26 protein-coding genes are annotated in these 24,596 nt (G+C 71.1%); 16 read left to right on the top strand and 10 right to left on the bottom strand.

Annotated features, from left to right (window positions below; genetic code table 11):
* Nucleotides 1–61 precede the first annotated feature (61 nt).
* The 3 genes from fabG to ACIPFH_RS32060 all read left to right on the top strand — a co-directional run bounded on the left by fabG (nt 62) and on the right by ACIPFH_RS32060 (nt 2,071).
* A complete protein-coding gene (gene fabG / locus ACIPFH_RS32070; protein WP_401831972.1) occupies nt 62–781 on the top strand; it encodes a 3-oxoacyl-[acyl-carrier-protein] reductase in 720 nt (239 codons plus the stop codon).
* A gap of 5 nt (nt 782–786) precedes the next feature.
* The gene (fabI, locus tag ACIPFH_RS32065) at nt 787–1,554 is read left to right on the top strand and encodes an enoyl-ACP reductase FabI (protein ID WP_328482730.1); all 768 of its coding nucleotides are present in this window, start codon (nt 787–789) and stop codon (nt 1,552–1,554) included.
* Nucleotides 1,555–1,717: 163 nt separating this feature from the next.
* Complete coding sequence (locus ACIPFH_RS32060) at nt 1,718–2,071, top strand: hypothetical protein (protein ID WP_401831969.1); 354 nt, start codon at nt 1,718–1,720, stop codon at nt 2,069–2,071.
* Here ACIPFH_RS32060 and ACIPFH_RS32055 read toward each other — a convergent pair.
* A complete protein-coding gene (locus ACIPFH_RS32055) occupies nt 2,052–2,741 on the bottom strand; it encodes a FadR/GntR family transcriptional regulator (RefSeq protein WP_356250445.1) in 690 nt (229 codons plus the stop codon). The genes ACIPFH_RS32060 and ACIPFH_RS32055 overlap by 20 nt on opposite strands.
* A 70-nt stretch (nt 2,742–2,811) precedes the next feature.
* Between ACIPFH_RS32055 and ACIPFH_RS32050 the strand changes: the two genes are divergently transcribed.
* The 4 genes from ACIPFH_RS32050 (at nt 2,812) to ACIPFH_RS32035 (ending at nt 5,439) form a co-directional block, all read left to right on the top strand.
* Nucleotides 2,812–4,266 carry a CynX/NimT family MFS transporter gene (locus ACIPFH_RS32050; RefSeq protein ID WP_401831967.1) on the top strand — a complete coding sequence of 485 codons (1,455 nt, stop codon included), beginning with the start codon at nt 2,812–2,814 and terminating at the stop codon, nt 4,264–4,266.
* Nucleotides 4,267–4,309: 43 nt separating this feature from the next.
* The gene (locus tag ACIPFH_RS32045) at nt 4,310–4,426 is read left to right on the top strand and encodes an SGM_5486 family transporter-associated protein (RefSeq protein ID WP_267926429.1); all 117 of its coding nucleotides are present in this window, start codon (nt 4,310–4,312) and stop codon (nt 4,424–4,426) included.
* Between the two features lie 208 nt (nt 4,427–4,634).
* Nucleotides 4,635–4,841 (top strand): hypothetical protein, encoded by a 207-nt coding sequence (locus ACIPFH_RS32040; protein ID WP_401831966.1) that lies wholly within the window; start codon nt 4,635–4,637, stop codon nt 4,839–4,841.
* A gap of 79 nt (nt 4,842–4,920) precedes the next feature.
* Nucleotides 4,921–5,439 (top strand): SixA phosphatase family protein, encoded by a 519-nt coding sequence (locus ACIPFH_RS32035; protein ID WP_401831964.1) that lies wholly within the window; start codon nt 4,921–4,923, stop codon nt 5,437–5,439.
* A 210-nt stretch (nt 5,440–5,649) separates the two neighbouring features.
* Here ACIPFH_RS32035 and serB read toward each other — a convergent pair whose 3' ends face one another.
* Together serB and ACIPFH_RS32025 are read right to left on the bottom strand one after the other, a co-directional pair.
* Nucleotides 5,650–6,864: a phosphoserine phosphatase SerB gene (serB, locus tag ACIPFH_RS32030; protein WP_401831962.1), complete on the bottom strand. Its 1,215-nt coding sequence runs from the start codon at nt 6,862–6,864 to the stop codon at nt 5,650–5,652.
* A gap of 142 nt (nt 6,865–7,006) precedes the next feature.
* Nucleotides 7,007–9,115, bottom strand: coding sequence for a streptophobe family protein (locus ACIPFH_RS32025; RefSeq protein WP_401831960.1), 2,109 nt, complete (start codon nt 9,113–9,115; stop codon nt 7,007–7,009).
* A 245-nt stretch (nt 9,116–9,360) separates the two neighbouring features.
* Here ACIPFH_RS32025 and ACIPFH_RS32020 point away from each other — a divergent pair, with 245 nt between their 5' ends.
* The gene (locus ACIPFH_RS32020) at nt 9,361–11,886 is read left to right on the top strand and encodes an FHA domain-containing protein (protein WP_401831957.1); all 2,526 of its coding nucleotides are present in this window, start codon (nt 9,361–9,363) and stop codon (nt 11,884–11,886) included.
* 70 nt (nt 11,887–11,956) lie between these two features.
* On the opposite strand, the gene ACIPFH_RS32015 is transcribed toward ACIPFH_RS32020, so the two are convergent.
* From ACIPFH_RS32015 to ACIPFH_RS32005, 3 genes are all read right to left on the bottom strand, one after another.
* Nucleotides 11,957–12,691, bottom strand: coding sequence for a transglycosylase SLT domain-containing protein (locus ACIPFH_RS32015; RefSeq protein ID WP_356250430.1), 735 nt, complete (start codon nt 12,689–12,691; stop codon nt 11,957–11,959).
* A gap of 331 nt (nt 12,692–13,022) precedes the next feature.
* Complete coding sequence (locus tag ACIPFH_RS32010) at nt 13,023–14,096, bottom strand: S-adenosylmethionine:tRNA ribosyltransferase-isomerase (RefSeq protein ID WP_401831954.1); 1,074 nt, start codon at nt 14,094–14,096, stop codon at nt 13,023–13,025.
* Nucleotides 14,093–14,791 carry an SDR family NAD(P)-dependent oxidoreductase gene (locus tag ACIPFH_RS32005; RefSeq protein ID WP_401831952.1) on the bottom strand — a complete coding sequence of 233 codons (699 nt, stop codon included), beginning with the start codon at nt 14,789–14,791 and terminating at the stop codon, nt 14,093–14,095. The genes ACIPFH_RS32010 and ACIPFH_RS32005 overlap by 4 nt, the downstream gene beginning before the upstream one ends.
* Nucleotides 14,792–15,032: 241 nt before the next feature.
* Between ACIPFH_RS32005 and ACIPFH_RS32000 the strand changes: the two genes are divergently transcribed.
* From ACIPFH_RS32000 to ACIPFH_RS31985, 4 genes are all read left to right on the top strand, one after another.
* Nucleotides 15,033–16,178 carry a GAF domain-containing sensor histidine kinase gene (locus tag ACIPFH_RS32000; protein ID WP_401831951.1) on the top strand — a complete coding sequence of 382 codons (1,146 nt, stop codon included), beginning with the start codon at nt 15,033–15,035 and terminating at the stop codon, nt 16,176–16,178.
* Nucleotides 16,171–16,812, top strand: coding sequence for a response regulator (locus ACIPFH_RS31995; RefSeq protein ID WP_401831950.1), 642 nt, complete (start codon nt 16,171–16,173; stop codon nt 16,810–16,812). Before ACIPFH_RS32000 ends, ACIPFH_RS31995 begins: the two co-directional genes overlap by 8 nt.
* Before the next feature lie 189 nt (nt 16,813–17,001).
* Nucleotides 17,002–17,247, top strand: coding sequence for a chaplin (locus ACIPFH_RS31990; protein ID WP_356250420.1), 246 nt, complete (start codon nt 17,002–17,004; stop codon nt 17,245–17,247).
* Between the two features lie 192 nt (nt 17,248–17,439).
* Entirely contained in the window at nt 17,440–17,679 is a 240-nt protein-coding gene (locus tag ACIPFH_RS31985) for a chaplin (protein WP_356250418.1), read from the top strand.
* Nucleotides 17,680–17,880: 201 nt separating this feature from the next.
* Here the strand turns inward: ACIPFH_RS31985 and ACIPFH_RS31980 are convergent, their stop codons facing one another.
* Nucleotides 17,881–18,669, bottom strand: coding sequence for a hypothetical protein (locus ACIPFH_RS31980; protein WP_401831947.1), 789 nt, complete (start codon nt 18,667–18,669; stop codon nt 17,881–17,883).
* 153 nt (nt 18,670–18,822) lie between these two features.
* Here ACIPFH_RS31980 and ACIPFH_RS31975 point away from each other — a divergent pair, with 153 nt between their 5' ends.
* From ACIPFH_RS31975 to ACIPFH_RS31965, 3 genes are all read left to right on the top strand, one after another.
* Entirely contained in the window at nt 18,823–19,620 is a 798-nt protein-coding gene (locus ACIPFH_RS31975) for an ABC transporter ATP-binding protein (protein WP_401831945.1), read from the top strand.
* Nucleotides 19,621–19,673: 53 nt separating this feature from the next.
* Nucleotides 19,674–20,105, top strand: a complete 432-nt coding sequence (locus tag ACIPFH_RS31970) for an NfeD family protein (protein WP_356250412.1) — start codon at nt 19,674–19,676, stop codon at nt 20,103–20,105.
* 142 nt (nt 20,106–20,247) lie between these two features.
* The gene (locus ACIPFH_RS31965; RefSeq protein WP_401831943.1) at nt 20,248–21,210 is read left to right on the top strand and encodes an SPFH domain-containing protein; all 963 of its coding nucleotides are present in this window, start codon (nt 20,248–20,250) and stop codon (nt 21,208–21,210) included.
* 86 nt (nt 21,211–21,296) lie between these two features.
* Here ACIPFH_RS31965 and ACIPFH_RS31960 read toward each other — a convergent pair whose 3' ends face one another.
* From ACIPFH_RS31960 to ACIPFH_RS31950, 3 genes are all read right to left on the bottom strand, one after another.
* Nucleotides 21,297–21,803 (bottom strand): HNH endonuclease, encoded by a 507-nt coding sequence (locus ACIPFH_RS31960; protein ID WP_401831941.1) that lies wholly within the window; start codon nt 21,801–21,803, stop codon nt 21,297–21,299.
* A 199-nt stretch (nt 21,804–22,002) separates the two neighbouring features.
* On the bottom strand, nt 22,003–22,539 hold the full coding sequence (locus ACIPFH_RS31955; protein WP_401831938.1) for a YbhB/YbcL family Raf kinase inhibitor-like protein: 537 nt from the start codon (nt 22,537–22,539) through the stop codon (nt 22,003–22,005).
* A gap of 120 nt (nt 22,540–22,659) precedes the next feature.
* Nucleotides 22,660–23,442 (bottom strand): sporulation protein, encoded by a 783-nt coding sequence (locus tag ACIPFH_RS31950; protein WP_359123722.1) that lies wholly within the window; start codon nt 23,440–23,442, stop codon nt 22,660–22,662.
* 151 nt (nt 23,443–23,593) lie between these two features.
* Between ACIPFH_RS31950 and ACIPFH_RS31945 the strand changes: the two genes are divergently transcribed.
* Nucleotides 23,594–24,235 (top strand): DNA-3-methyladenine glycosylase, encoded by a 642-nt coding sequence (locus ACIPFH_RS31945; RefSeq protein WP_401831935.1) that lies wholly within the window; start codon nt 23,594–23,596, stop codon nt 24,233–24,235.
* Nucleotides 24,236–24,596: the final 361 nt, after the last annotated feature.

Raw genomic sequence — 24,596 nt, 5'->3', positions numbered from 1 at the left:
AAGCCACCTGCCGTCCAGTGTTCGGGCGGGTGCGTCAGACGCCTATCGAAAGGGTGATCCGTTGAGCCGCTCGGTTCTCGTCACCGGAGGAAACCGGGGCATCGGCCTCGCCATCGCCCGCGCGTTCGCCGACGCCGGAGACAAGGTCGCGATCACGTACCGCTCGGGCGAGCCACCGGCCGCCCTGACGGAACTCGGCTGCCTGGCGGTCAAGTGCGACATCACCGATTCCGAGCAGGTGGAGCAGGCCTACAAGGAGATCGAGGCCGAGCACGGCCCGGTGGAGGTCCTGATCGCCAACGCCGGCATCACCAAGGACCAGCTCCTGATGCGCATGTCCGAGGAGGACTTCACCTCGGTCGTCGACACCAACCTCACCGGCGCCTTCCGCGTGGTCAAGCGCGCCAACCGCGGCATGCTGCGCGCCAAGAAGGGCCGCGTCGTCCTGATCTCGTCGGTCGTGGGGCTCTACGGCTCGCCCGGGCAGGCGAACTACGCCGCCTCCAAGGCAGCCCTGGTCGGCTTCGCGCGCTCCCTCGCCCGTGAGCTGGGATCGCGCAGCATCACCTTCAACGTCGTCGCGCCCGGCTTCGTCGACACCGACATGACCAAGGTGCTCACCGACGAGCAGCGCGCGGGCATCGTCTCGCAGGTCCCGCTCGGCCGGTACGCGCAGCCGGAGGAGATCGCCGCGACGGTGCGGTTCCTCGCCTCGGACGACGCCTCGTACATCACTGGAGCCGTCATCCCTGTTGACGGCGGACTGGGAATGGGTCACTGATCACCATGAGCGGAATCCTCGAGGGCAAGCGCGTCCTGATCACCGGTGTGCTGATGGAGTCCTCCATCGCCTTCCACACCGCCAAGCTGGCCCAGGAGCAGGGTGCCGAGATCATCCTGACCGCGTTCCCGCGGCCCACGCTGACCGAGCGCATCGCCAGGAAGCTGCCGAAGCCCACGAAGGTCATCGAACTCGACGTGACGAACGACGAGCACCTCGGCCGGCTGGCCGACATCGTCGGCGAGGAGCTCGGCGGCCTCGACGGCGTCGTGCACTCCATCGGCTTCGCGCCGCAGGACGCCCTCGGCGGCAACTTCCTCAACACGCCCTTCGAGTCGGTCGCCACGGCCATGCACGTCTCGGCGTTCTCCCTGAAGTCGCTGACCATGGCGTGCCTGCCGCTGATGCAGAACGGCGGCTCGGTCGTCGGCCTCACCTTCGACGCGTCGTTCGCCTGGCCGCAGTACGACTGGATGGGTCCGGCCAAGGCCGCCCTGGAGGCCACCAGCCGTTACATGGCGCGCGACCTGGGCAAGCAGAACATCCGCTGCAACCTGGTCGCGGCGGGCCCGATCGGCTCGATGGCGGCCAAGTCCATCCCGGGCTTCGCCGAGCTGGCCGCGGTGTGGGACGAACGTTCCCCGCTGGAGTGGGACCTCAAGGACCCCGAGCCGGCCGGTCGGGGTGTCGTCGCCCTGCTGAGCGACTGGTTCCCGAAGACCACGGGCGAGATCGTGCACGTGGACGGTGGCCTGCACGCCATCGGCGCCTGATCCCCGACCCGCTGTGACGCCCCGTTCTCCCGCCTGTGCGCGGGGAGCGGGGCGTCACCCGTTCGGCTCACCCGGCCAGGCGGGGGAGTGCCCCGGCAAGGCACTCTGAAGTGCGGGTTCCTTACCGCGCTTTCCTCCCCAGCACGGCCGAGGAGGTCCCCTTGTGCGCCTGTCTCGCAGCCTGGCCCCAGTGACCGTCGCCGTCTGTCTCGTCCTGTCGCTGCCGTACGACGCGCTGCCGCACGCGCGCGTGGCGGCCCGCCGGGCCACCGCCGCACCCCAGGAGCCGTTCGGCGCGGAGTGCCGCACCGATGTCCGCGGCTCGCGCGTCGTCGCCCACTGCCACAACCCCTACGCCGACACCGACCGCGTACGCCTGCACATCGAGTGCGACCGCTGGTGGGACCTCGACACCGACGGCACTCCCGTCGACGTGGGTCCCGCCCGGACCGTGCGGCTCACCGGCCGCTGCTGGAAGGAGGTCCGCTCGGCGTGGATCAGCCACCAGAAGCGGTGAACCGTCCGGGCCGGCACAGCAACGGATAGCCGGCGGCCTCGACGGCGGCGGCCTCCGCGTCGCCCGCGCGGATCGCGTCCACCAGCCGTGTGTGGTCCATGTACGTCTCCGGCGTCAGCTCGTCGCCGACGTCCTCGCGCAGCCAGTCCCGCAGCACCTCGCCGAGGTCGGCGTACATCGCCGTCATGACGTCGTTGTGGGAGGCCGCCACCACCGCCAGGTGGAAGGTCGCGTCCGCCGTCACGAACGCCTCGGCGTCGCCCGACCCCCATGCCTCCTCACGCCGCAGGAGGAGCGCTTCCAGCTGCTTGAGGTCCTTCTCCGTGCGCCGTCCGGCAGCCAGCTTCGCCGCGCTCGACTCCAGCGTGGAGCGCAGCTCGGCGATGTGCCCCGGGTCGGCATCGGCGAAACGGCGGTGCATCACACCCGCCAGCTCGCTGGTCGCCACGACGTACGTGCCCGAGCCCTGCCGGATGTCCAGCAGCCCGTTGTGCGCGAGCGCGCGGACGGCCTCGCGGACCGTGTTGCGGGCTACGCCCAGCTGCTCGACCAGCTCGGGTTCCGTGGGGATGCGCGCGCCGACCGGCCACTCGCCCGAGGTGATCTGGGTGCGCAACGCGGCGATGACCTGCTCGGACAGCGCCGAGCGGCGGGGATGGCTCAGTGGCATGGCACACCTTCGCACGGGCGGGGCGTCCGAGGGGCACCCGGGCATGGACAACCAATCATCCCATGATTCTATGATGGGCGGCATGGCGAGCGAGCAGACCCGGACGACGACATTCCCGCCCCCGCGCCCTTCGGCCGAGGGCGCGCCGCCGCGCACGGCCACGCGCGCGTGGAACCGGAGCACACGGCTGCTCGTCGTCGGCATCGTGCTGGCCGCCCTCAACCTCCGGCCCGCCATCACGAGCCTCGGCGCCCTCCTCGAAGAGGTCCGCGGCGGGCTCGGCATGAGCGGCAGCGTGGCCGGGCTCCTCACCTCCGTACCCCCGCTCTGCTTCGCCGTCTTCGGCGTCACTGCACCCCGTCTGGCCCGTCGCTTCGGGCCGGGCGCGGTGGTGTGCGCCGGCATGGCCGCCATCACGGCGGGACTCCTGCTGCGCCCCTACATGGGAGGCACGGCCGGGTTCCTCGCCGCCAGTGCTCTCGCCCTCATGGGCATCGCCGTCAGCAACGTCCTGATGCCGGTCATCGTCAAGCGCCACTTCCCCGACCGGGTCGGCTCCATGACCGGCCTGTACTCGATGGCCCTCGCCCTCGGCACCTCCACCGCCGCCGCGATCACCGTGCCCATTACCGGGGCGCTGGGCGGCAGTTGGCGGACCGGGCTCGCGCTGTGGGCGGGCCTGGCGGCGGCGGCCGTCCTGCCGTGGCTGCCGCTCGCGCGCGACCGCGGGACGACACCGGGCGGCGGCGCGGACACGGCGGGGGAACAGCCGAAGCGGGATCCGCGGGCCGCCCCGCCATCCCCCGCGCGCGTACAGCAGGCCCTCCCGGCCGCCCGGCGGGGCGACGAGCACTCCCCGCAAGGCGGCGAGCACATACCGCAGGCCCACGCGGGCATACCCCGGCCTCACGCGCGCGTGCCGGGGCCGTCGGCCGCCCCGCTGCGTATCACCCGCAGCCGCACCGCCTGGGCGCTCGCCGTCTTCTTCGGCCTCCAGGCCACCGCCGCGTACATCACCATGGGCTGGATGCCGCAGATCTTCCGGGACGCCGGCGTGCCCGCGAGCACGGCCGGACTGCTCCTCGCCGTGACGATGGCGATGGGCGTGCCCCTGGCCTTCGTCATCCCGCGCGTCGCCACCCGGCTGCCGCACCAGGGCCCGATCGTGCTCGCGCTCGGCGGCTGCGGCCTCGTCGGATACGCCGGCCTGTACCTCGCGCCGGCCGGCGGGGCCTGGGCCTGGGCCCTGCTGCTCGGCATCGCCAACTGCGCCTTCCCGCTGGCCCTCACGATGGTCGGGATGCGCGCCAGGACCGGCCCGGGGGTGGCCCAGCTGTCGGCGTTCGCGCAGAGCACCGGCTACCTGATCTCCATCCCCGGCCCGCTGCTGGTGGGGGTGCTCTACCAGCACAGCGGCGGCTGGGGCCTGCCCCTCGCGCTCATGGCGGCCCTGATGGTCCCGCAGACGGTCGTGGGCGTCCTGGCCGGCCGTGACCGCACGGTCGAGGAGGAAGCCGCCCGCTGACCCCGGGAGGACCGCAGCGGGCGCGAGGTGCGAGACTTGCCGTATGCCAGTGCTCGATCCGAACCCGCGCAACGGCCAGAAGAAGATGCTGCTCGTCTTCGGCTCGTTTCTCGCCATCTTCGTCGTCATCGCCGTCATCGCGACCATCGCCTCGCCCTGACGGCCCGGCCGTGACGACCCTGCCGCGACCCCGTCCCGGGGCCGGGGGTGGGGTTAACCCCCCGTCCCCTAGGGGGTGAGGGTCAGGGTCAAGTGGGTGGACCTCCGGATGGGTTGGAGGCCGCCGACTACGTAACTTCGAGGGGTGACCGCGAGACGCGGATCGCCTGCCAAGGTCCACGGACCACTCGAAGACAGCGGAGGCACCCATGCCGGCCCCCACGCACACCCGGCCCCACCCGGCCACCTCGGGCGGCGCCGACTCCCGGCTGCCCTGGTGGGCCCTCGCCCTGCCGACGCTCGCCTTCATCATCCTGCTCGTGCTGATACTGAACCCCGCCGACGCCCACGCGGCCACCGGCGACCCGGCGATCACCCATCTCGTCGAGCGCGTGCACCAGCTGGTCACACGCTAGGACGGTGCTCAGGACCGCTGGTGAAGCCGCGTGTCAACTCCCTGCGCCCCATGGCCTGTTTCATGCGAAGCTGGGACTCATGAGCGTCGCAGAACAGCGCAGGATCGTCCTCTTCCGCCATGCGAAAGCCGACTGGCCGCCGGTGACCGACCATGAGCGTCCCCTCGCTGAGCGGGGCCGTAAGGACGCCGCCGTCGCCGGACGCAGACTGGCCGACACCGGCATCCACATCGACCTGGCCCTCTGCTCCACCGCGACCCGTACCCGTGAGACATGGAAGCTCGCCGTCCAGGAGTTTCCGCAGCGGCCGAAAACCGTCTACGAGGAGCGGATCTACGAGGCCTCGCCCGGTGAGCTGATCGCCCTGCTCAACGAAACCCCCGACGACGTGCGTGACGTCGTCCTGATCGGCCACAACCCGGGCATCCAGGGGCTCGCCGACATCCTGTCCGGCCAGGCCGACGGCGACGCGGGCGAGCGGATGGAGCGCCGTGGGTTCCCGGCAGCGGCCTTCGCGGTCGTCTCCTTCGACGGCTCCTGGAAGTCCCTGGAACCGGGCGCCGCCACGCTGCGCGAGTACTGGGCGCCCGCCGAGTAACCCACCCCGTCACGTGAGGGGGCCCGGCACCGCGGCGGTGCCGGGCCCTGCCCATTGCGTCCGTGAGTCCGTGCGTCTGCGTATCCGCGTACGCCGTAGGCCCGCGTGTGCCGGTACGGCCGCGTGTCGGCGCGTGCCCGGGCGCCCAGGTGTCCGGGCACGTGCCGACACGACCGCGCAGCGCTGTTGCTCGTCTACGACCGGGCGGGGCTACTGCTCGTCGTGCGTCTCGGCGGCCTCTACCTCTTCGCGGGTGATGCCGAGCAGATACAGAACCGTGTCCAGGAACGGCACGTTCACCGCCGTGTGCGCCGCCTCGCGCACCACCGGCTTGGCGTTGAAGGCGACGCCGAGACCGGCCGCGTTCAGCATGTCGAGGTCATTGGCGCCGTCGCCGATCGCCACGGTCTGCGAGAGCGGCACACCCGCCTCCGCGGCGAACCGGCGCAGCAGCCGCGCCTTGCCCGCCCGGTCCACGATCTCGCCGGTGACCCTGCCGGTCAGCCTGCCGTCGACGATCTCCAGGGTGTTCGCCTGGGCGAAGTCCAGCCCGAGCCGTTCCTGAAGATCGTCGGTGACCTGGGTGAAGCCGCCGGAGACGACCCCCACCTGGTACCCGAGCCGCTTCAGCGTCCGGATCAGTGTGCGGGCACCCGGCGTCAGCCGCACCTCGGCGCGCACCTTGTCCACGACCGAGACGTCCAGCCCCGCCAGCAGCGCCACCCGCGCGTGCAGCGACTGCTCGAAGTCGAGCTCACCGCGCATCGCCGCCGCCGTCACCGAGGCGACCTCGTCCTCGCAGCCGGCGTGCGCGGCGAAGAGCTCGATCACCTCGTCCTGGATCAGGGTGGAGTCGACGTCCATGACCACGAGCCGCTGGGCCCGCCGGTACAGGCCCGCGTCGACCACCGCGACGTCCACCCCCAGCGCCGCCGCGTCCGTGACCAGGGCGGTGCGCAGCGGCGCGGTCTCCACGCCGGAGACGGCGAACTCCACGGCCGTGACGGGGTACTTGGCGAGCCGGAAGATACGGTCGATGTTCCCGCCGGCCTTGGTGATCTTCGCGGCGACCGCCGCCGTGGCCTCCGCGGTGAGCGGATGCCCGAGCACGGTGACCAGCGACCGGCCGAGGCCGCGCGGCCGGTTGTCACCGATGCCGGAGATGATCTCGGCCTGCATCTTCTTCGACTCGGCCCAGCTGTGGACCGTCGACCGCAGCTCGCCCTCCAGACCGGCGGGCGGCTCGGTCACGAGCGCGCACAGCACCATCCGGCCTCGGGTGACGACCTGCTCGATGTCGACCACGTCGACGGAGAAGGCGGCGAGGGTGTCGAAGAGGCCGGCCGTGATGCCCGGCCTGTCCTTGCCGAAGATCTTGACAAGGAGCGTGGGGACGTCGGAGGACGAAGTCTGCGAAGCGCTCATGGTGTACCCACCGTATCCGGCACCCAGTGCCGCTCGCCGCCGAGGTCCGCCTGACGGACGGGTAACAGTGGATGTCAGCGAGGTGGCGCGCACCTGGACAGCCGACCGCGGGTGTCCCCGACCGCGCCCCTCACCGCGCCCCTCACCGTGACCCCCCGGGCCCCCTGGGCCCCCTCGGAGGGCGGGGAGGGGGCGGTGGGGGAGGAGGCGGCGGACCCTCCTCCGGCCCGGACCGCGTACGCTCACCGGGACGCGGGCCATCGGGCCGCCGCGGTGGGCGCGGAGGCGGCCCCGTCGGCCGGACCACGGTCGGTGCGCCGTAGACGTCGTCCGGTCCCGGCGGCCGCCCGCCGTCCGGCGGGACGCCGGGTGGCCCGCCCGGCACGGCCTCGTCCCGCCGGGAGCTCTCGTACGGCCTCGACGGTCCGGACCGGTCGCCGCGGGCCTCCGGCCGCGCGTCCTGCACCTCGCGTGCTCCCCGCCCCTCCCGCAACTCTTCCGGGACCCGCAGGTAGGGATTGGTCTCCGGATTCGGCGGCCGGTACGAGGGCGTCCCCGGCGCGTACGGCCCCGCCGGGTCACCCGGCTGCCCCGAAGGCCCTCGGCCCGCGCCGGGGCCGCCTGCCGCAGCACCCCCCACGTCATCCCGTGCCAGTGGCGCCGCCCGCCGCCCCGCGGCCCCCGTGGCGCATGCCAGCAGCGCACCGGCGGCTCCCGCCCCCGCGCCCCACAGGGCACCCAGCAGCAGCGCCGCGCCGAGGTGCCCGTGCAGCTCGATCCCGGCACCGAAGGCGTCGAACCCCAGCACGGACAACGAGGCGTCCACGGACACGCTCGTCAGCCAGGCGATCAACGGCAACGCCAAGCCCGTCGCCACCCCCAGCCGCACGGCGCAACGCCCCGCGAACCCGACCACACCGACCCCACGCCCGCCGGGCCCCCCGGAACCTGCTCCCGCCCCGAAGCCTGCCTCCGCCCCCGAGCGTGCTCCCGCCCCGAAGCCTGCCTCCGCCCCCGAGCGTGCTCCCGCCCCGAAGCCTGCCTCCGCCCCCGAGCGTGCTCCCGCCCCGAAGCCTGCCCCCGCCCCCGAACCGGCCCCCGCTCCCGAGCCCGGAAAGAACCCCCTCGACGTCGACCCCACCGGCGTCCGCACAGCCGCCAGCACCCCCGCCAGCAGCATCATCAGCGCCGCCGCCACGCCGAGCAGCCACACCCGTCCGTCCAGCTCGGCGAGGCGGCCCAGCGTCACCGACTGCTCGGTGCCGGCGCCCAGCAGATCGTCCAGCGGGTCCGGGAGAACGCTCGTCAGCACGCCCGTCGCCCGCCCGTCCCAGGGGACGAACAGGCCGATCGGGATGCCCAGCCAGACCCCGTTCGGCGCGCCGAGCAGCGCCGCTCCCGCGATCCGCTCGGGGTGGTCGTCGCCGATCGCCGCGTACGCGGCCGCGGCGAACCCGGCCGCCACGGCCACCAGCAGCACGGTCACCACGGCGGACGCCGCCGGCCGCACCGCGCGGTGCACCGCCTCCCAGCCGGGTGGCAGCGGAGTGCGGCGCGAGGCCAGCAGGGCGATCAGCAGGATGCCGAGCGACCAGCCGAGACCGCCGAGCAGCGTGGGCGCCGTGTCGACGGTGAAGCCGACCGCGGCCTTCGCGTCGACGAGGTCGCCGAGCCGGTCGGGCAGCAGCCCGCCGACGTCCCCGAGCCCGGGGATCTCCAGGCCGCCGCCGCCCCCGCCGCCCGCGCCGGGCAGGTCGTCAAGGCCCAGCGCGCCCCCGTCGAGCGTGATGACGTCGTGCCCCGCCCAGACCAGTCCGCCGAGCATCGCCACGTACAGCGCCACCACCGCGCCGACGCGGGCGAGGAGTTCGGCCGGGGCGATCACCGCTCCTGCCCCGCGCAGGGACCGCAGGAAGAACCACGACAGGAGCAGCGCACCGACCAGGCTCACCCCCAATGGCGTGATCTCGATGGCGGTGTTCGCCTCCGCGCCGGTGAGCCCGAAAGCGGACACGTCGCCCGACGGCGTCACCGAGCCCCCGGCGCCCAGGGCCACCACCGCGGCGGTCATCGGGCCCAACGAGCCGACGGAGTCCGCCTCCAGCAGGTGCAGCCCCAGCGCGGCCGTACCCGCCATTCCGATCAACGCCCAGCTCACCGCGGCGATCGCGGCGAGCGTCACGTCCGTCCACGGCACGCCCCCGCCGCGCGCCGCGCTCCCACTGCCTTCGACACCCGTACCGGCACTCATGCAGACCCCCCGATCCGCGGCGCGCGGCGGCGAAGATCGCCGCTTCCGTCCCCCTCGCGTGCTTTACCACTCTCCGGGCCGGTTTCAACCCCGTCAACGGGAACGGCCGATACGCTCGCGCACGCTCTTCACAAGGCCCGACTTTCGGTCAGGGGGCCGCTACTGAAATAGTTCCCCCCGATGTTCGACATCCCTAGACTCCCCGTTGATGGGGCTAACTCGGGGGACAACTCAGTGGGGCTGGAGTGCCGGAACTCGTACTGGAATTGAACGGACGCACCTGGACGCTCGATCCGTCCAGGCAATACACCCTCGGACGTGATCCGCAGGGAGACATCGTCCTCGACGACGCCAGGGTGTCCTGGCGTCACGCCACGGTCAGCTTCAACGGGCGCGGCTGGGTCGTCGAGGACCACGGGAGCACCAACGGCACGTTCGCGCAGGGGCAGCGGATCCACCAGCTGGACATCGGTCCCGGCACGGCTCTGCACCTGGGCAACGCGACCGACGGACCGCGCCTGAATCTTTCGGGAGCGCAGGCGCCCGCCGCGCAACCCCAACAGCAGCCGTACGCCGCGCAGGCCGCGAATCCGGGCTGGGCCCAGCAGGCCCCGCAGCCGCAGCCGCCGCAGGCCGGCTGGCAGCCGCCGCAGCAGGGCGCGCCGAACGTCCCGCAGCAACAGGGGCCGGGCGAGCCGTACGTGCAGAAGGTGCCCGGTGGAGGCGCGGGGGCGCCGCCGGTCTACGGAGACCGCAGCCCGACCACGTTCCACCAGTTCTCCCTCGGCCGCGTGATGCGCATCGGCCGTGCCCTGGAGAACGAGCTGGTCGTCTCCGACCTCCAGGTCTCGCGGCACCACGCCGAGTTCCACTCGACGCCCGACGGCCGTATGGAGATCCGCGACCTCGGCTCGCACAACGGCACCTACGTCAACGGCCAGCCGATTCCCAAGGGCGGCTCGGTCCAGCTGGGTCCCACCGACATCGTCGGCGTCGGCCACTCGACGTTCCGGATCGTGGGCGACCGGCTCGAGGAGTTCGTCGACACCGGTGAGGTCTCCTTCTCGGCCCGCCACCTGACCGTCACGGTCGACGGCGGCAAGCAGATCCTCAAGGACGTCTCCTTCGGTGTCCCGGAGAAGTCGCTGATCGCGGTCATCGGACCGTCCGGTTCCGGCAAGTCGACCCTGCTCAAGGCGCTCACCGGCTACCGGCCCGCCAACCAGGGTGACGTCCTCTACGACAACCGGAACCTCTACAAGCAGTTCGCCGAGCTGCGTCAGCGCATCGGTCTGGTCCCGCAGGACGACATCCTGCACAAGGAGCTGACCGTCAAGAGGGCTCTCAAGTACGCGGCCAAGCTCCGCTTCCCCGCCGACACCACGGGCGCCGAGCGCGACGCCCGCATCGACGAGGTGCTGCGCGAGCTCAAGCTGGACGTCCACAAAGAGAAGAAGATCACCTCCCTCTCCGGCGGTCAGCGCAAGCGCGTCTCGGTGGCCCTGGAGCTGCTCACCAAGCCGTCGCTGATCTTCCTGGACGAGCCGACCTCCGGCCTCGACCCGGGCATGGACCGCGATGTCATGCAGCTGCTGCGCGGCCTCGCCGACGACGGCCGTACGGTCCTGGTGGTCACGCACTCGGTGGCCGAACTCGCGATCTGCGACAAGCTGCTGGTGATGGCGCCGGGCGGTGCGGTCGCCTACTTCGGCCCGCCCGAGGAGGCGCTGAACTTCTTCGGCTACGACACCTGGGCCGATGTCTTCTCCGCCTTCGAGAACTACCGCGACTACGACTGGGCGGGCCGCTGGAGGGGCTCACAGCACTACCAGATGTACGCCGCGGACATCGACGCCATCGCGCCGCAGTCCGTACAGATGCCGCCGATGCAGGCGATGAAGCCGCCCAAGCCGCAGGGCTGGATGTCCCAGTTCGTCACGCTGGTGCGCCGCTATGCCTCGGTGATCGCCTCCGACAAGGGCTTCCTGGCCCTGACGGTGATCCTGCCGGCCGTCCTCGGCGCGGTGAGCCTGCTCATCGACTCCGGCAACAGCCTGCTGCCCAACCCGGTCAACCCGAAGACCGGCCGGATCATCCCCAACGGCACGGCCACCACCGTCCTGCTGATCCTCGCGGTCGGGGCCTGCTTCGCGGGCGCCGCCAACTCGGTCCGCGAGCTCATCAAGGAACGGGTCATCTACGAGCGGGAACGCGCCACCGGCCTGTCCCGCTCCGCGTACCTGATGTCCAAGGTGTTCGTGCTCGGCGTGGTCACCCTGCTCCAGGGACTGATGGTCGGCGTGATCGGCTTCGCGAGCCGTGAGATCCCGAAGGAGGGCCTGGTCCTCGGCACCGCCACCATGTTCGAGCTCTCGATCCCGATCATGGCGCTGGGCTTCACCTCGATGATGTTCGGCCTGGTCATCTCGTCGCTGGTGAAGACGGCCGAGAAGACCATGCCGCTGCTGGTCATGTTCGCGATCATCCAGGTCGTCTTCACCGGCTGCCTCTTCACCCTGAACGGCGCGGTCGGCGTCAACGAGTTCTCGTACCTGATGCCCTCGCGCTGGGCGGTCGCCGCCGCGGGCGCCACGCTGGACTTCAACAAGATCAGCCCGCCCAAGGACGGAGGCGAGACGGATCCGCTGTGGGAGCACACCGTCGGCGCCTGGGGCCTGGACATGGCCGCGCTGATCGTCCTCGGCGTGATCTGCGGCTTCTTCGTGGCCCGCTTCCTGCGCCGCCACGAGCCCGAGGTCATGCGCAAGTAGTCGCCGTCGTAGTACGCCGATGGGCGGCACCCCGTACCAGGGGTGCCGCCCATCGGCGTGCGGAGGTCGCTCAGTACGCGCTGTCGACGTTGTCGATCGTGCCGTACTTGTCGGCCGCGTAGTTCGCCGCGGCGGTGATGTTGGCGACCGGGTCGTAGATGTTCCAGGACGTCCCGGCGACGTGGTACGCGGCGAAGGTCGGCGGGATCACCTGGAGCAGGCCCTTGGACGGGATGCCGTTGATGGCGTTGATGTCCCAGTTGTTGATCGCCTTCGGGTTGCCCGAGGACTCCCGGATGATGTTGCGGTGCAGACCGCTGTAGGAGCCCGGGATGCCCTTGGACTTCATGATGGCCAGCGAGTGCTTGATCCAGCCGTCGAGGTTGTTGGCGTAGCTCTTGGTGGCGACCTTCTTGACCGCGACGCGCTTGGCGGACCGGCTCGCGGCCTCCTTGGCCTTGTGCGCGGCTGCGGCCTTCTTCGCGGCGGCCGCGGCTGCGGCCTTCTTCTTCGCGGCTGCGGCCTTCGCGGCGGCCTCGGCGGCCGCCTTCTTCTTGGCGGCGGCGGCCGCGGCGGCCTTCTTCTTCGCCTCGATGGCGTCGACCTTCACGCTCGTCGCGGCCAGCTGGTCGGTCACGTTGGCCTTGACGTCCTGCACCGGCGCGGAGCTGTAGGCGACCCGGGCCGAGGAGACGGCGTCCGTAGTGGTCGTCTGCGCGTCGGCCGGCACCACGGAGAAGGCGAGGGCGGCGGCACCGAGCGTGGCTGCACCGGCGATCGCGATCTTGTGAGTGTTCTTGGGCATGCGGAAGGACCTCTTCGAAATAGCGCGGAGGTCGCTCTCTTCGTCCGACGGCGGACAGCGGGTGCTTTCGGCACGAGCGCCGGGGGAGAACCCGTGGCGCTGAGCGACATGAGCCATTCTTAGCGGCCGCAAAAAGGCCAGGCAAAGGTGTGACGTACGATCCTCGATAGTGGATCAGGGAAGGGCAAATCGGGACAGATAGAACCATCTGTCCCGTTCACCGCGTCCCCTTTGATTCCTATTGCCCGTAGTACGTGATCCGCGCCCTATGTGCGGGCTCACACGGGTCCTGCCCCGTTCTCACTGATAGTTGCCCGAGCAATGCTCAGCGTCAGTGCTCCTCCGGCAGGAGGAGGTGCACGTCCCCGAACTCGTGCCACAGGTAGCGCCCGTCCAGCGCCTCGTCATAGCCACGGCCGATCGCGGCCCGTCCCGCCACCGCCTCCAGCATCAGCAGATGCGAGGCCTCCGGTTCGTGCAGCCCGGTCAGCAGCCCGTCCACCACCCGCACCCCACGCGCGGGCGTGACCACCAGATCCGTCCAACCCGCACGCGCGCGTACGACCCCGTTCGCCCCGGCCGCCGACTCCACGGCCCGCACGGCGGTCGTCCCCACCGCGATCACCCGTCCGCCCGCCCGACGCCCACGGGTGCTCCGCACGGCGTTGATCAGCCGCGCCGACGCCTCGGGCACCGCGAACCGCTCCGGATACGGCGGCTCGTGCGCCTCCGCCGAGGCGACCCCGGTGTGCAGCGTGATCGGCGCGAACTGCACCCCCCGGCTGACCAGCTCCGCCACCAGCCCCGCGGTGAAGGGCCGCGCCGCACTCGGCATCTCCGCACTGCCCGACCCGTCGGCCGACGGCAGCGCGAACACCGTCTGGTAGACGGACAGCGGCTGATCCCGCTCCGTATAGGAGTAGCGGATGGGCCGCCCGTACTCCCGCAGCAGCCCCGGCACCGCCCCGGCCGGAGACACCCGGGCCCACCACAACCGCCCGCTCCCCGGACTCAGCGGCTCCTCCAGCGCCAGCCGCACCTCCCCCGCCAGCCGCACCTCGGTCCCCACGGGCCCACCCGCACGCGCGCGTGTGGTGCCCTTGCCGTCCGGATCCCGCAGCTCGACCGCCCACCGCCCGTCATCACCGCGCGTGGAGAAGTGCGCCACCACGCGCGCGTGCCCGACCCGCCCGTCCACGGCCGCCGCCAGCGTCGGCGAGGTGTTCACCACGAGCAGGTCCCCGGCCCGCAGCAGCCCCGGCAGCTCCCGGAACGCGTGATGCGCCACCTCCGTCCCCCGCGACACCAGCAGCCGCACGTCGTCCCGGTCCCGTCCCGGCCCGCGTTGCTCGGCCGGCACCCGCGCCGACAGCTCCTCGGGCACCCGCTCCACGGCCAGCGTCATCGCCGTGCCTCCAGCAGCGACCGGGCCGCGTACCGCCCGCTCGCCGGGCGCGCGTCCAGCAGCCGAAGGAAGGCCGGCGCCACCCCGGCCGGATCCGGCCGCGGATCATGGTCGTCCGGTACGGCCGCCGCGTACAGGTCCGTGGCCATGTCCCCGGGGTCCACCGCCCACACCCGCAGCCCCGGCTCCTCCTCGGCGAACACCGCCGCGAGATGGTCCAGGGCCGCCTTGGACGCCCCGTAGCCGCCCCAGGTCTCGTACGCCTCGGCCGCCGCGTCGGAGCTGACGGTGATCACCGCGCCCGCCCGCCCCCCGCGCAGCAGCGGCAGCGCCTCCTGGACGAGCCCCAGCGCCGCCACGACGTTCACCTCCAGCGCTCGCCGCAGCCCGTCCAGGGGGAGCTCCGCCAGCCGTACCAGCGGCTCGGCGCCCAGCGCGCTCGCGTTGTTCACCACCAGGTCGCAGCCCCCGAGCCGCCGGGCGGCCGCCACCAGCCCGGCCCGGTGCGCCGCGTCCGTGACGTCCCCCGCACGGGCCTCGACCCGGGTCCCGCGCGACCCCACGGCCGCAGCCGTCTCCTTCAGCGGCTCCGCGGTCCTGGCGTCGAGCACCAGATCCCAGCCCCGCTCGGCCAGCGCCTCGGCCAACGCCCGCCCCAACCCCTTCGAGGCTCCCGTGATGATCGCTACCGGCATGACAACCGTCCCCTCGTCCGATCCGCCTCCGTTCGGCGGTGATCCCAACGTAGGAACGGGCGCCCGCCCCCGCCTCGGACGCGGGACGCAAGCCGCAGGGGCCCTTCGTCGTACGCCCGCGCACCCGGTTCCTGCGCACCGGGCCGCGCCACCGGGGACTTCGGACCTAGGTCTTCCGCCCCAGTCCGTGGCCGTCACAGGTCCGATCCGCTCTGTCACACCCCGCCGGTACCGTGAGGGCATGAGTCAAGGCCCCCGGTCCGGCCTCGCCGCGGTGAGCACCGCGCTGCTGGCCATGAGCAGGCACCTAGAGGTCCGTGACGTCCTCAAGACGATCGTCGCCTCCGCCCGCGAGCTGCTGGACGCGCAGTACGCCGCACTGGGCGTCCCCGACGACCACGGCGGCTTCGCCCAGTTCGTCGTCGACGGCGTCAGCGACAAGCAGTGGAAGGCCATCGGCCCGCTGCCCCGCCAGCACGGCATCCTGGCGGCGATGCTCCAGGAGGCCCGGCCCGAGCGCCTCGCCGACGTCCGCAAGGACCCGCGCTTCGAGGGCTGGCCGTCCGCCCACCCCGAGATGTCCGACTTCCTCGGCCTGCCCGTCCGGGACGGAGACGAGGTCCTGGGCGCCCTGTTCCTGGCGAACAAGAACTGCGCCAGGCCCCACGGCGGCTGCGGCTTCACCGAGGACGACGAGGAACTGCTCTCGATCCTCGCCCAGCACGCCGCGATAGCCCTCACCAATGCCCGCCTGTACGAGCGCAGCCGCGAACTGACGATCGCCGAGGAACGCTCCCGGCTGGCCCACGAACTGCACGACGCGGTCAGCCAGAAGCTGTTCTCCCTGCGCCTGACGGCCCAGGCCGCCGCCGCCCTCGTCGATCGCGACCCCGCGCGCGCGAAGGACGAACTGCAACAGGTCGCCGCGCTCGCCGCGGAGGCCGCCGACGAACTGCGCGCCGCCGTCGTCGAGTTGCGCCCCACCGCTCTCGACGAGGACGGCCTCGTGGCCACCCTCCGCACCCAGATCCAGGTCCTCGACCGCGCCCACACCGCGCGCGTGACCTTCACCAGCCACGGTGTCCGCGCACTTCCCGCCGCCCAGGAGGAGGCCCTGCTGCGGGTCGCCCAGGAGGCTCTGCACAACGCTCTGCGCCACTCCGGGGCGCAGAGCGTCGAGGTGACCCTCGGCAAACGCGGCCCGGACACGGTCCTGCGCGTCACGGACGACGGCGCCGGGTTCGACCCGACGACGGTCCGCAGGGCCGGCCGCCACCTCGGCCTGGTCTCGATGCGGGACCGGGCGAGTGGGGTCGGTGGCACGCTCACGGTGCAATCGGCGCCCGGCAAGGGCACCACGATCGAGATGGAGGCTCCCGGTGGCTGACGCAATCAAGGTGCTGCTCGTCGACGACCACCAGGTCGTCCGCCGGGGCCTGCGCACCTTCCTGGAGGTGCAGGACGACATCGAGGTCGTCGGCGAGGCCGCCGAAGGCGCCGAAGGGGTCGCCCTCGCCGAGGAGTTGAAGCCCCACGTGGTCCTGATGGACGTCAAGATGCCAGGCATGGACGGCGTCGAGGCCCTGCGCAGACTCCGTGAACTGGACAACCCCGCGCGCGTGCTGATCGTCACCAGCTTCACCGAACAGCGCACGGTGGTCCCGGCCCTGCGCGCGGGCGCCGCCGGATACGTGTACAAGGACGTGGACCCCGATGCCCTCGCCGGCGCCATCCGCTCCGTGCACGCCGGCCACATCCTGCTCCAGCCGGAGGTCGCCGTCGCACTCCTCTCCCAGGACGAGGGCAACTCGGGCCAGGGCAGAGGCGGCGCACTCACGGAACGGGAGCGCGAGGTGCTCGGCCTGATAGCGGACGGCCGTTCCAACCGCGAGATCGCCCGAGCCCTGGTGCTGTCCGAGAAGACCGTCAAGACGCACGTCTCGAACATCCTGATGAAGCTCGACCTGTCGGACCGCACCCAGGCCGCGCTGTGGGCCGTACGCCACGGCGCGACCCGCTGAAACACGCTCCGGCGCACCACCCGGAGCGTCGCGGGGCGCTCCGGCGGCGCCACGCGGAAGGTCGACTTCCGATCCGAGATTCATACCGTCGTGGGAATGTCCCCCGGATGGCGCATCCTTCGTGGCGCTCCGCCGTTCTCCAGTGCGTGCCGCGGCGACTGCCGCGGCGATCGCTAGGAGGGCTCAGAAGTGAAGAACCTGAAGAAGGCAGCGGCCGTGACGATGGTGGCCGGTGGCCTGATGGCCGCCGGTGCCGGCATGGCCTCCGCCGCCGACGGTGCCGCCGCCCTCGGCGAGGCCAAGGGCTCGCCGGGCGTCGTCTCGGGCAACCTCGTCCAGGCCCCGGTGCACGTCCCGGTCAACGTCGTCGGCAACAGCGTGAACGTCATCGGCGCGCTGAACCCCGCCTTCGGCAACCTGGGCCTCAACCACTGAGGTCCGGTTCGCACCCGCAGTGACCTCCGGCCTCCCCCGGCCCCCACCGGGGGAGGCCGGTCTGTTTGTCGCTCCAATGATCCGAACGAGGTGTCTTCCCGGCAGACGCCGCACCGTCACCGGGCACTGCCGCGTTGGGCAGCGCACGACCCGCGGCCGGGTCGGACACGCAACCCAGGAGGAACGCTTTCCATGAACATCGCCAAGAAGGCCGCTGTCGCCCTCACCGTCGCGGGTATCGCCGCGGGCGCCTCGGCCGGCGCCGCCGTCGCCGACGCGGGTGCCGAGGGCGCGGCCGTGAAGTCGCCGGGCGTCATCTCGGGCAACCTCGTCCAGGTGCCGCTGCACATCCCGATCAACCTCTGCGGCAACACGATCAACGGGGGCGGCCTGCTGAACCCGGCGTTCGGCAACACCTGCTTCAACGACTGAGTTCGTAGCCGCACCACAGAGGGGCCCACCCGTCACCGACGACGCGTGGGCTCTTCTGCATGCCGGGCCCTTTCCACGCCGGTCGGCACGATCGGCCCGTCCGGCGCTCGAGGACGCGGCCCTCTTCAGGGCCGACGGGGCTCCGGGGGCAAAGTCCCCGGGTGACGCCCACGCCGACGGACGCCACCGACGAAGCCACGCTCACCGCACCCCCCGCTCCCGCTCCTCCACAACGGAGTTGTACGCGGCGACCAGAGCCCGCCGAGCCGTCCGCTCCACAGGCCGCAACGCCTCCGCGCGCACCGCCATCTCCGCCGAGCTGACCGCACCGCCCGGCCCGTTCTGCTGAGCGAGGGCCACCAGCAGTCCCACCCGCTGTGCCAGTTCCAGCACCCGCACCGCCCGAGGCGGATACCCGGGCGCCAAGACCTCCCGCCCCTGCTCGGCCCGAGCCCGGTACGCGTCGATCGCCGCCTCCGCCACCGGCCCCGACCCCGCCAGGTCCAGCCGCGACAGCACCGCCGTGGCGTCCCGCAGCGCTTCCGCCAGCTCCCGCTCCGCCTCGCCCAGCGACGGCACATCGGCCGGCGGAGCCTCCCGCACCGGCAGGCAGTGCCACACGACCTCGACATGCGCATCACCGTCGGGCCCGGCCTCGTACACCTCTGGCACCAGCCCGTACCCGGCGCCGTGACAGACCACCGCTTCCTCCGCCTCCAGCGCCCGCTTGTTGAACTCCGGCGGTCCGCTGAGTCCCAACGGATGCCCCGGCGCGGGGAGCGCCACCCGCAGCCCGCTCACCCCGAGCACCCGCAGCCGCCCCCATGCGAGCGTGAGTCCGACGGGCGCCGCCTCGCCGGGCAACCCCTCCACCCGGTGCACGGCGTCCTCACCGACGACGGCGAGTACAGCGTCGTCCGGCGATACAAATCCGGCCAACAGGGCATTTCCCCAAGCGGCGAGGCGACCAGAGCGCGGTTCCGAGAGCATGGCCCCACCCTAAGGACCGGACCGATGGAACGGGCCGCCCGACCGGTGGCGTAGATTTTCCCGCAGAGGCCGCGCCCAGCCATGCGCGGCGGTCCGAGCCACAGGCGCCCGCGACAAGCGACCGGCCACACTGCAAGGGGAGACAACGCGCTCATGAGCGATGTTCTGGAGCTTCAGGACGTATCCGTGGTCCGTGAGGGCCGGGCTCTGGTGGACCAGGTCTCCTGGTCGGTCAAGGAGGGCGAGCGCTGGGTCATCCTCGGTCCCAACGGGGCCGGCAAGACGACCCTCCTGAACATCGCCTCCACCTACCTCTTCCCCAGCGCGGGCACCGTCTCCATCCTCGGCGAGACCCTCGGCAGGCCCGGCACGGACGTCTTCGAGCTGCGCCCGCGCGTCGGCATGGCCGGCATCGCCCTCGCGGACAAGCTCCCCAAGCGCCAGACCGTCCTGCAGACCGTGCTGACCGCCGCGTACGGCATGACGGCCGGCTGGCAGGAGGAGTACGAGGACGTCGACGAGCAGCGCGCCCGCGCCTTCCTCGACCGCCTCGGCATGAGCGACTACCTCGACCGGAAGTTCGGCACCCTCTCCGAGGGCGAGCGCAAGCGCACCCTCATCGCGCGCGCCCTGATGACCGACCCCGAGCTGCTGCTCCTGGACGAGCCCGCCGCCGGCCTGGACCTCGGCGGCCGCGAAGACCTGGTACGCCGCCTCGGCCGCCTCGCCCGCGACCCCATCGCCCCCTCGATGATCATGGTGACCCACCACGTCGAGGAGATCGCCCCCGGCTTCACCCACGTCCTCATGATCCGCCAGGGCAAGGTCCTCGCCGCCGGTCCCGTCGAGCTCGAGCTCACCTCCCGCAACCTCTCCCTCTGCTTCGGCCTCCCGCTCGTCGTGGAACAGGTCGGCGACCGCTGGACGGCACAGGGCCTCCCGATGGCCTGACCGCTCCCTGTGCGCCCTGTCCCCGGCGGGACATGCGGCCCTACCATGACGGTGTGAACGACATCGACGCGTGGGTGTGGTGGCTCGTCGGCGCGGCAGCGCTCGGTATCCCCCTCGTGGTGACCGCAATGCCCGAGTTCGGCATGCTCGCGGTCGGCGCGGTGGCCGCCGCCGTCGCGGCAGGCCTCGGCTTCGGAGCCGTCGCCCAGGTGCTCGTCTTCATCGTCGTCTCCGTCGCCCTGATCGCCGTCGTACGCCCGATCGCGACCCGCCACAGCAAACAGCGTCCCCAACTCGCCACCGGCATCGACGCGTTGAAGGGAAAACAGGCTGTCGTGCTGGAGCGGGTCGACGCCTCGGGCGGTCGTATCAAACTCGCCGGAGAGATCTGGTCGGCCCGCGCGCTCGACACCGGTCGCGCCTACGACGTGGGACAGGAAGTCGACGTCGTGGACATCGAGGGGGCCACGGCGATCGTCATCTGACCTTGTACAACTCCCGCACCACGCAAGTGAACAGAACACCTCCCGAGCCGTACGACGGTCTGTCACACTCGACCAGCAAGATCTTCAACAGGCATAAGATCTTCCGAAAGCGCCGAGGCGGAGAAAGGTACGGGGATCCGCGATGGAACCGGTCATCATCGTCCTGGTCATTCTGGTGGTGTTGGTCTTCATCGCCCTGATCAAGACGATCCAGGTCATCCCGCAGGCGAGTGCCGCGATCGTGGAGCGGTTCGGCCGCTACACGCGGACACTCAACGCGGGCCTCAACATCGTGGTCCCGTTCATAGACACCATCCGCAACCGCATCGACCTGCGCGAACAGGTCGTGCCGTTCCCGCCGCAGCCGGTGATCACCCAGGACAACCTGGTCGTGAACATCGACACGGTCATCTACTACCAGGTGACCGACGCACGGGCCGCGACCTACGAAGTCGCCAGCTACATCCAGGCGATCGAGCAGCTCACCGTCACCACACTCCGCAACATCATCGGCGGCATGGACCTCGAGCGGACCCTGACCTCACGCGAGGAGATCAACGCGGCGCTGCGCGGAGTCCTCGACGAGGCGACCGGCAAGTGGGGCATCCGCGTCAACCGCGTGGAACTGAAGGCCATCGAGCCCCCGACCTCCATCCAGGACTCGATGGAGAAGCAGATGCGCGCCGACCGTGACAAGCGCGCCGCGATCCTCACCGCCGAAGGCACGCGCCAAGCCGCGATCCTCACCGCCGAGGGCGAGAAGCAGTCCCAGATCCTGCGCGCCGAGGGTGAGGCCAAGGCAGCCGCCCTGCGTGCCGAGGGCGAGGCCCAGGCCGTGCGCACGGTCTTCGAGGCCATCCACGCCGGAGACGCGGACCAGAAGCTCCTCTCCTACCAGTACCTCCAGATGCTTCCGAAGATCGCCGAAGGTGACGCCAACAAGCTCTGGATCGTCCCCAGCGAAATCGGCGACGCTCTCAAGGGGTTGTCCGGCGCGATGGGCAACTTCGGCCCCTTCGGTGGCAATTCCGGGGGCGGCAACTCCGGCAACGGCGACGGCAACGGCGGCGGCACGGAACGCCGCGAGAAGCCGTCGATCGACTGACCCGCCGCCCCGCTGACCGCTGACCCGCACACGACCGGGGCCCACCTCCTCTCGGAAGGTGGGCCCCGGTCGTGCGGCGATACGGGCTACGCCGCGTCCAGGGTCAGCCACTCCGGCAGCCCGGCCAGGTCGTCCTGCCCCAGAGCCAGCAGCATCGCGTCCGCGGGCGTCGGCTCGAACGGCTGCCGCAGCAACGGCATGTCCGCCTGCTCCGGAGTCCGGTCGGCCTTACGGTGATTGTCCTCCGCGCACGAGGCGACCGTGTTCAGCCACACGTCCTGACCTCCCTGCGCCCGCGGCACCACGTGGTCCACGGTCGTCGCCCGGCGACCGCAGTACGCGCAACGGTGCCGGTCCCTTATCAGCACACCCCGCCTCGACCACGGAGCTTGTCTTCGGAAGGGCACCCGTACGTACCTGCACAGCCTGATCACCCGAGGCGCCGGGATGTCGACCTCGGCTCCGCGCATGCGCAGTTCGGGGTGGGCCTGCTCGACGACGGCCTTGTCCTGAAGCACCAGAACGACGGCTCGGTTCAACGTCACCGTCGACAGCGGCTCGAAGCTCGCGTTCAGTACCAGCGTGTCCCGCATACCAGCCCACCTCCTGTGTGCACCGGCCCACCCCCTGGCGGACTGGGATCAACTCTGGCCGGGCACGCCGAGATGGACAACGCAATATCTGCTGCTCCACGGGAGGTGTCCCCCGCGACCCCCGGCAACAAAATGCCCGCCTCTGATCACTTCCAAGACCAGAGGCGGGCAAACGTTCAATGAACGATGAGCTGACTCATCACTCCGCGGGGACTTCGTACTCCCCGATCAACTGGGCGCGGGCGAGCGTGTGGAACCGCAGGTTGAAGCCCACGGCAGCGGGCGAGGCATCGGCGTCCGGACCGAGCTTCTCCTGATCCACCGCGTACACCGTGAAGACGTACCGGTGCGACCCGTCCCCCGGCGGTGGCGCGGCCCCGCCGAAGTCCTTGCTGCCGTAGTCGTTGCGCGCCTGCACGGCACCCTCCGGCAGCCCTTCGAACTTGCCGCTGCCCGCACCCGCCGGCAGCGCGGTCACCGAGACCGGAATGTCGAACAGGACCCAGTGCCAGAATCCGCTGCCCGTCGGGGCGTCGGGGTCGTAGCAGGTCACGGCGAAACTCTTGGTCCCGGACGGGAAACCCTCCCACCGCAGCTGCGGCGAGGTGTTCCCCGCCGCGTGGACCTGGGCGTCCTTGAGCGTCGCCCCCTCCTGCACATCCTCGCTCGTGACCGTGAACGACGGCACCGGCGGATGGAAATCGTGGGGCAGCGGCCGCCTCTTCGGCTCGGTCACCTCGACACCTCCTGATTGATCGGAAAGGCACTCCCTTCGGAGCCTACGACCTCCGAGCCCCGCGCGAGCACGCACAGAGGGCCCGGAACGCCGTACGGCACTCCGGGCCCTCTCTGTGTCTCAGAACCAGTTGCGCTTGCTGCCGACCTCCGACAGCCACTGGTTGAGGTACGCCGCCCAGTCGGTCCCCTGGTAGTCGTTCAGACCCACCTGGAACGAGCGGAAGGTGTCGCTGCCCTCGCTGAACAGCCCGGGCTTCTTGTCCATCTCCAGTACGACGTCCATCGTGTGCTCGTCGGCCACGAAGCTCAGCTCGACCTGGTTCAGTCCGCGGTACTGCGACGGCGGGAAGAACTCGATCTCCTGGTAGAACGGCAGCTTCTGCCGCGTACCGCGGATGTGCCCGCGCTCCAGGTCCGCGTTCTTGAAGCGGAAGCCCAGCTGGATGAAGGCGTCCAGGATCGCCTTCTGCGCCGGCAGCGGGTGCACGTTGATCGGGTCCAGGTCGCCGGAGTCCACGGCGCGGGCGATCTCCAGCTCGGTGGTGACACCGATGTTCATGCCACGCAGCGTCTGGCCGTCGATCGTGGTGACCGGCGTCTCCCACGGGATCTCGAGACCGAACGGCACCGCGTGCACGGCACCTGCCTGGAGCTCGAAGGCGCCCCCGAGCCGCAGCTTCGTGAACTCGATGTCCTGCTTGTACTCCTGGTCGCCGCTCTCGACCTCGACCTTTGCCTGAAGCCCGACCGACAGCCCCTCGATCTGCTGGTTGACGGATCCACCCTGGATCCGCACCTCACCCTGGACGACACCGCCCGGAACGACGTTGACCTCGGTCAGCACCGTCTCGACCGAAGCCCCGCCGGCCCCCAGACTCGCGAGCAGCTTCTTGAACGCCATGTCTCTCCCTCTACGACCTTCTTCTTACGGGATCCCTCGATCCCTACAAACGCGATCCCGGCGTGACCGGTTCCGCGCCCCACACCCTGGCAAGCCGGATGCCCGCTGACCACCCCGACGCACCTGTACGTCTGCATTACGCTCGGAGGCCATGATCGCGACCCCCGACCGTACGCCCCTGCCCAGGACCTTCTTCGACCGCCCTGTCCTGGAGGTGGCCCAGGACCTGCTCGGCCGTCTCCTCGTCCGTACGACCCCCGACGGTCCGATCACCCTGCGCCTCACGGAGGTCGAGGCATACGACGGCCCGAACGACCCCGGCTCGCACGCCTATCGCGGCCCCACGGCCCGCAACGGCGTGATGTTCGGTCCGCCCGGACATGTGTACGTCTACTTCACCTACGGCATGTGGCACTGCATGAACCTCGTCTGCGGCCCCGACGGCGCGGCGAGCGCTGTGCTGCTCCGCGCCGGCGAGATCGTCGAGGGCGCCGACTCGGCCCGCAAACGTCGACTCTCGGCCCGAAATGACAAGGAACTGGCCAAAGGACCCGCCCGCCTGGCCACCGCCCTCGACGTGGACCGAACCCTCGACGGCACCGACGCCTGCGCCACGGGTGAGACCCCGCTGAGGATCCTGACCGGCACCCCGGTCCCGCCCGACCAGGTGCGCAGCGGTCCGCGGACCGGAGTCTCCGGCGATGGAGGGGTCCACCCCTGGCGATACTGGGTCGCCGACGACCCCACGGTGAGCCCATACCGGGCCCATGTCCCCAGGCGCCGCCGAAGTTGACTCGCTGTTGGCCGGGGCGTAACGTAGCCCGAGCCGCTTGAACCGGGTACGGCAATCGCCAGCAGCCGGAAGCGGCCAACCCACTACCTACGACGCCCCTCAGCGGGAGCGAATTCGGCATGCCTGCATGCCTGAATTCCAACGCGGTGCCACTCGATTATGAGTTGCGGAGGGAATCGGCTAACGTAGTGAATGTCGAAAGGCCGACAGGCGAAAGCCCAAAGGTCAAAGACAATCCCGCCGACAGGGAATCGGATCGAGAAAAGGATCTGATAGAGTCGGAAACGCAAGACCGAAGGGAAGCGCCCGGAGGAAAGCCTGAGAGAGTCTCTCGGGTGAGTACAAAGGAAGCGTCCGTTCC

The sequence above is a fragment of the Streptomyces sp. NPDC088157 genome (genome assembly GCF_044741545.1).
GTDB lineage: Bacteria > Actinomycetota > Actinomycetes > Streptomycetales > Streptomycetaceae > Streptomyces.
The sequence above is the reverse complement of the archived record's forward strand: the minus strand, read 5'-3'. Positions and strand labels throughout refer to the sequence as shown.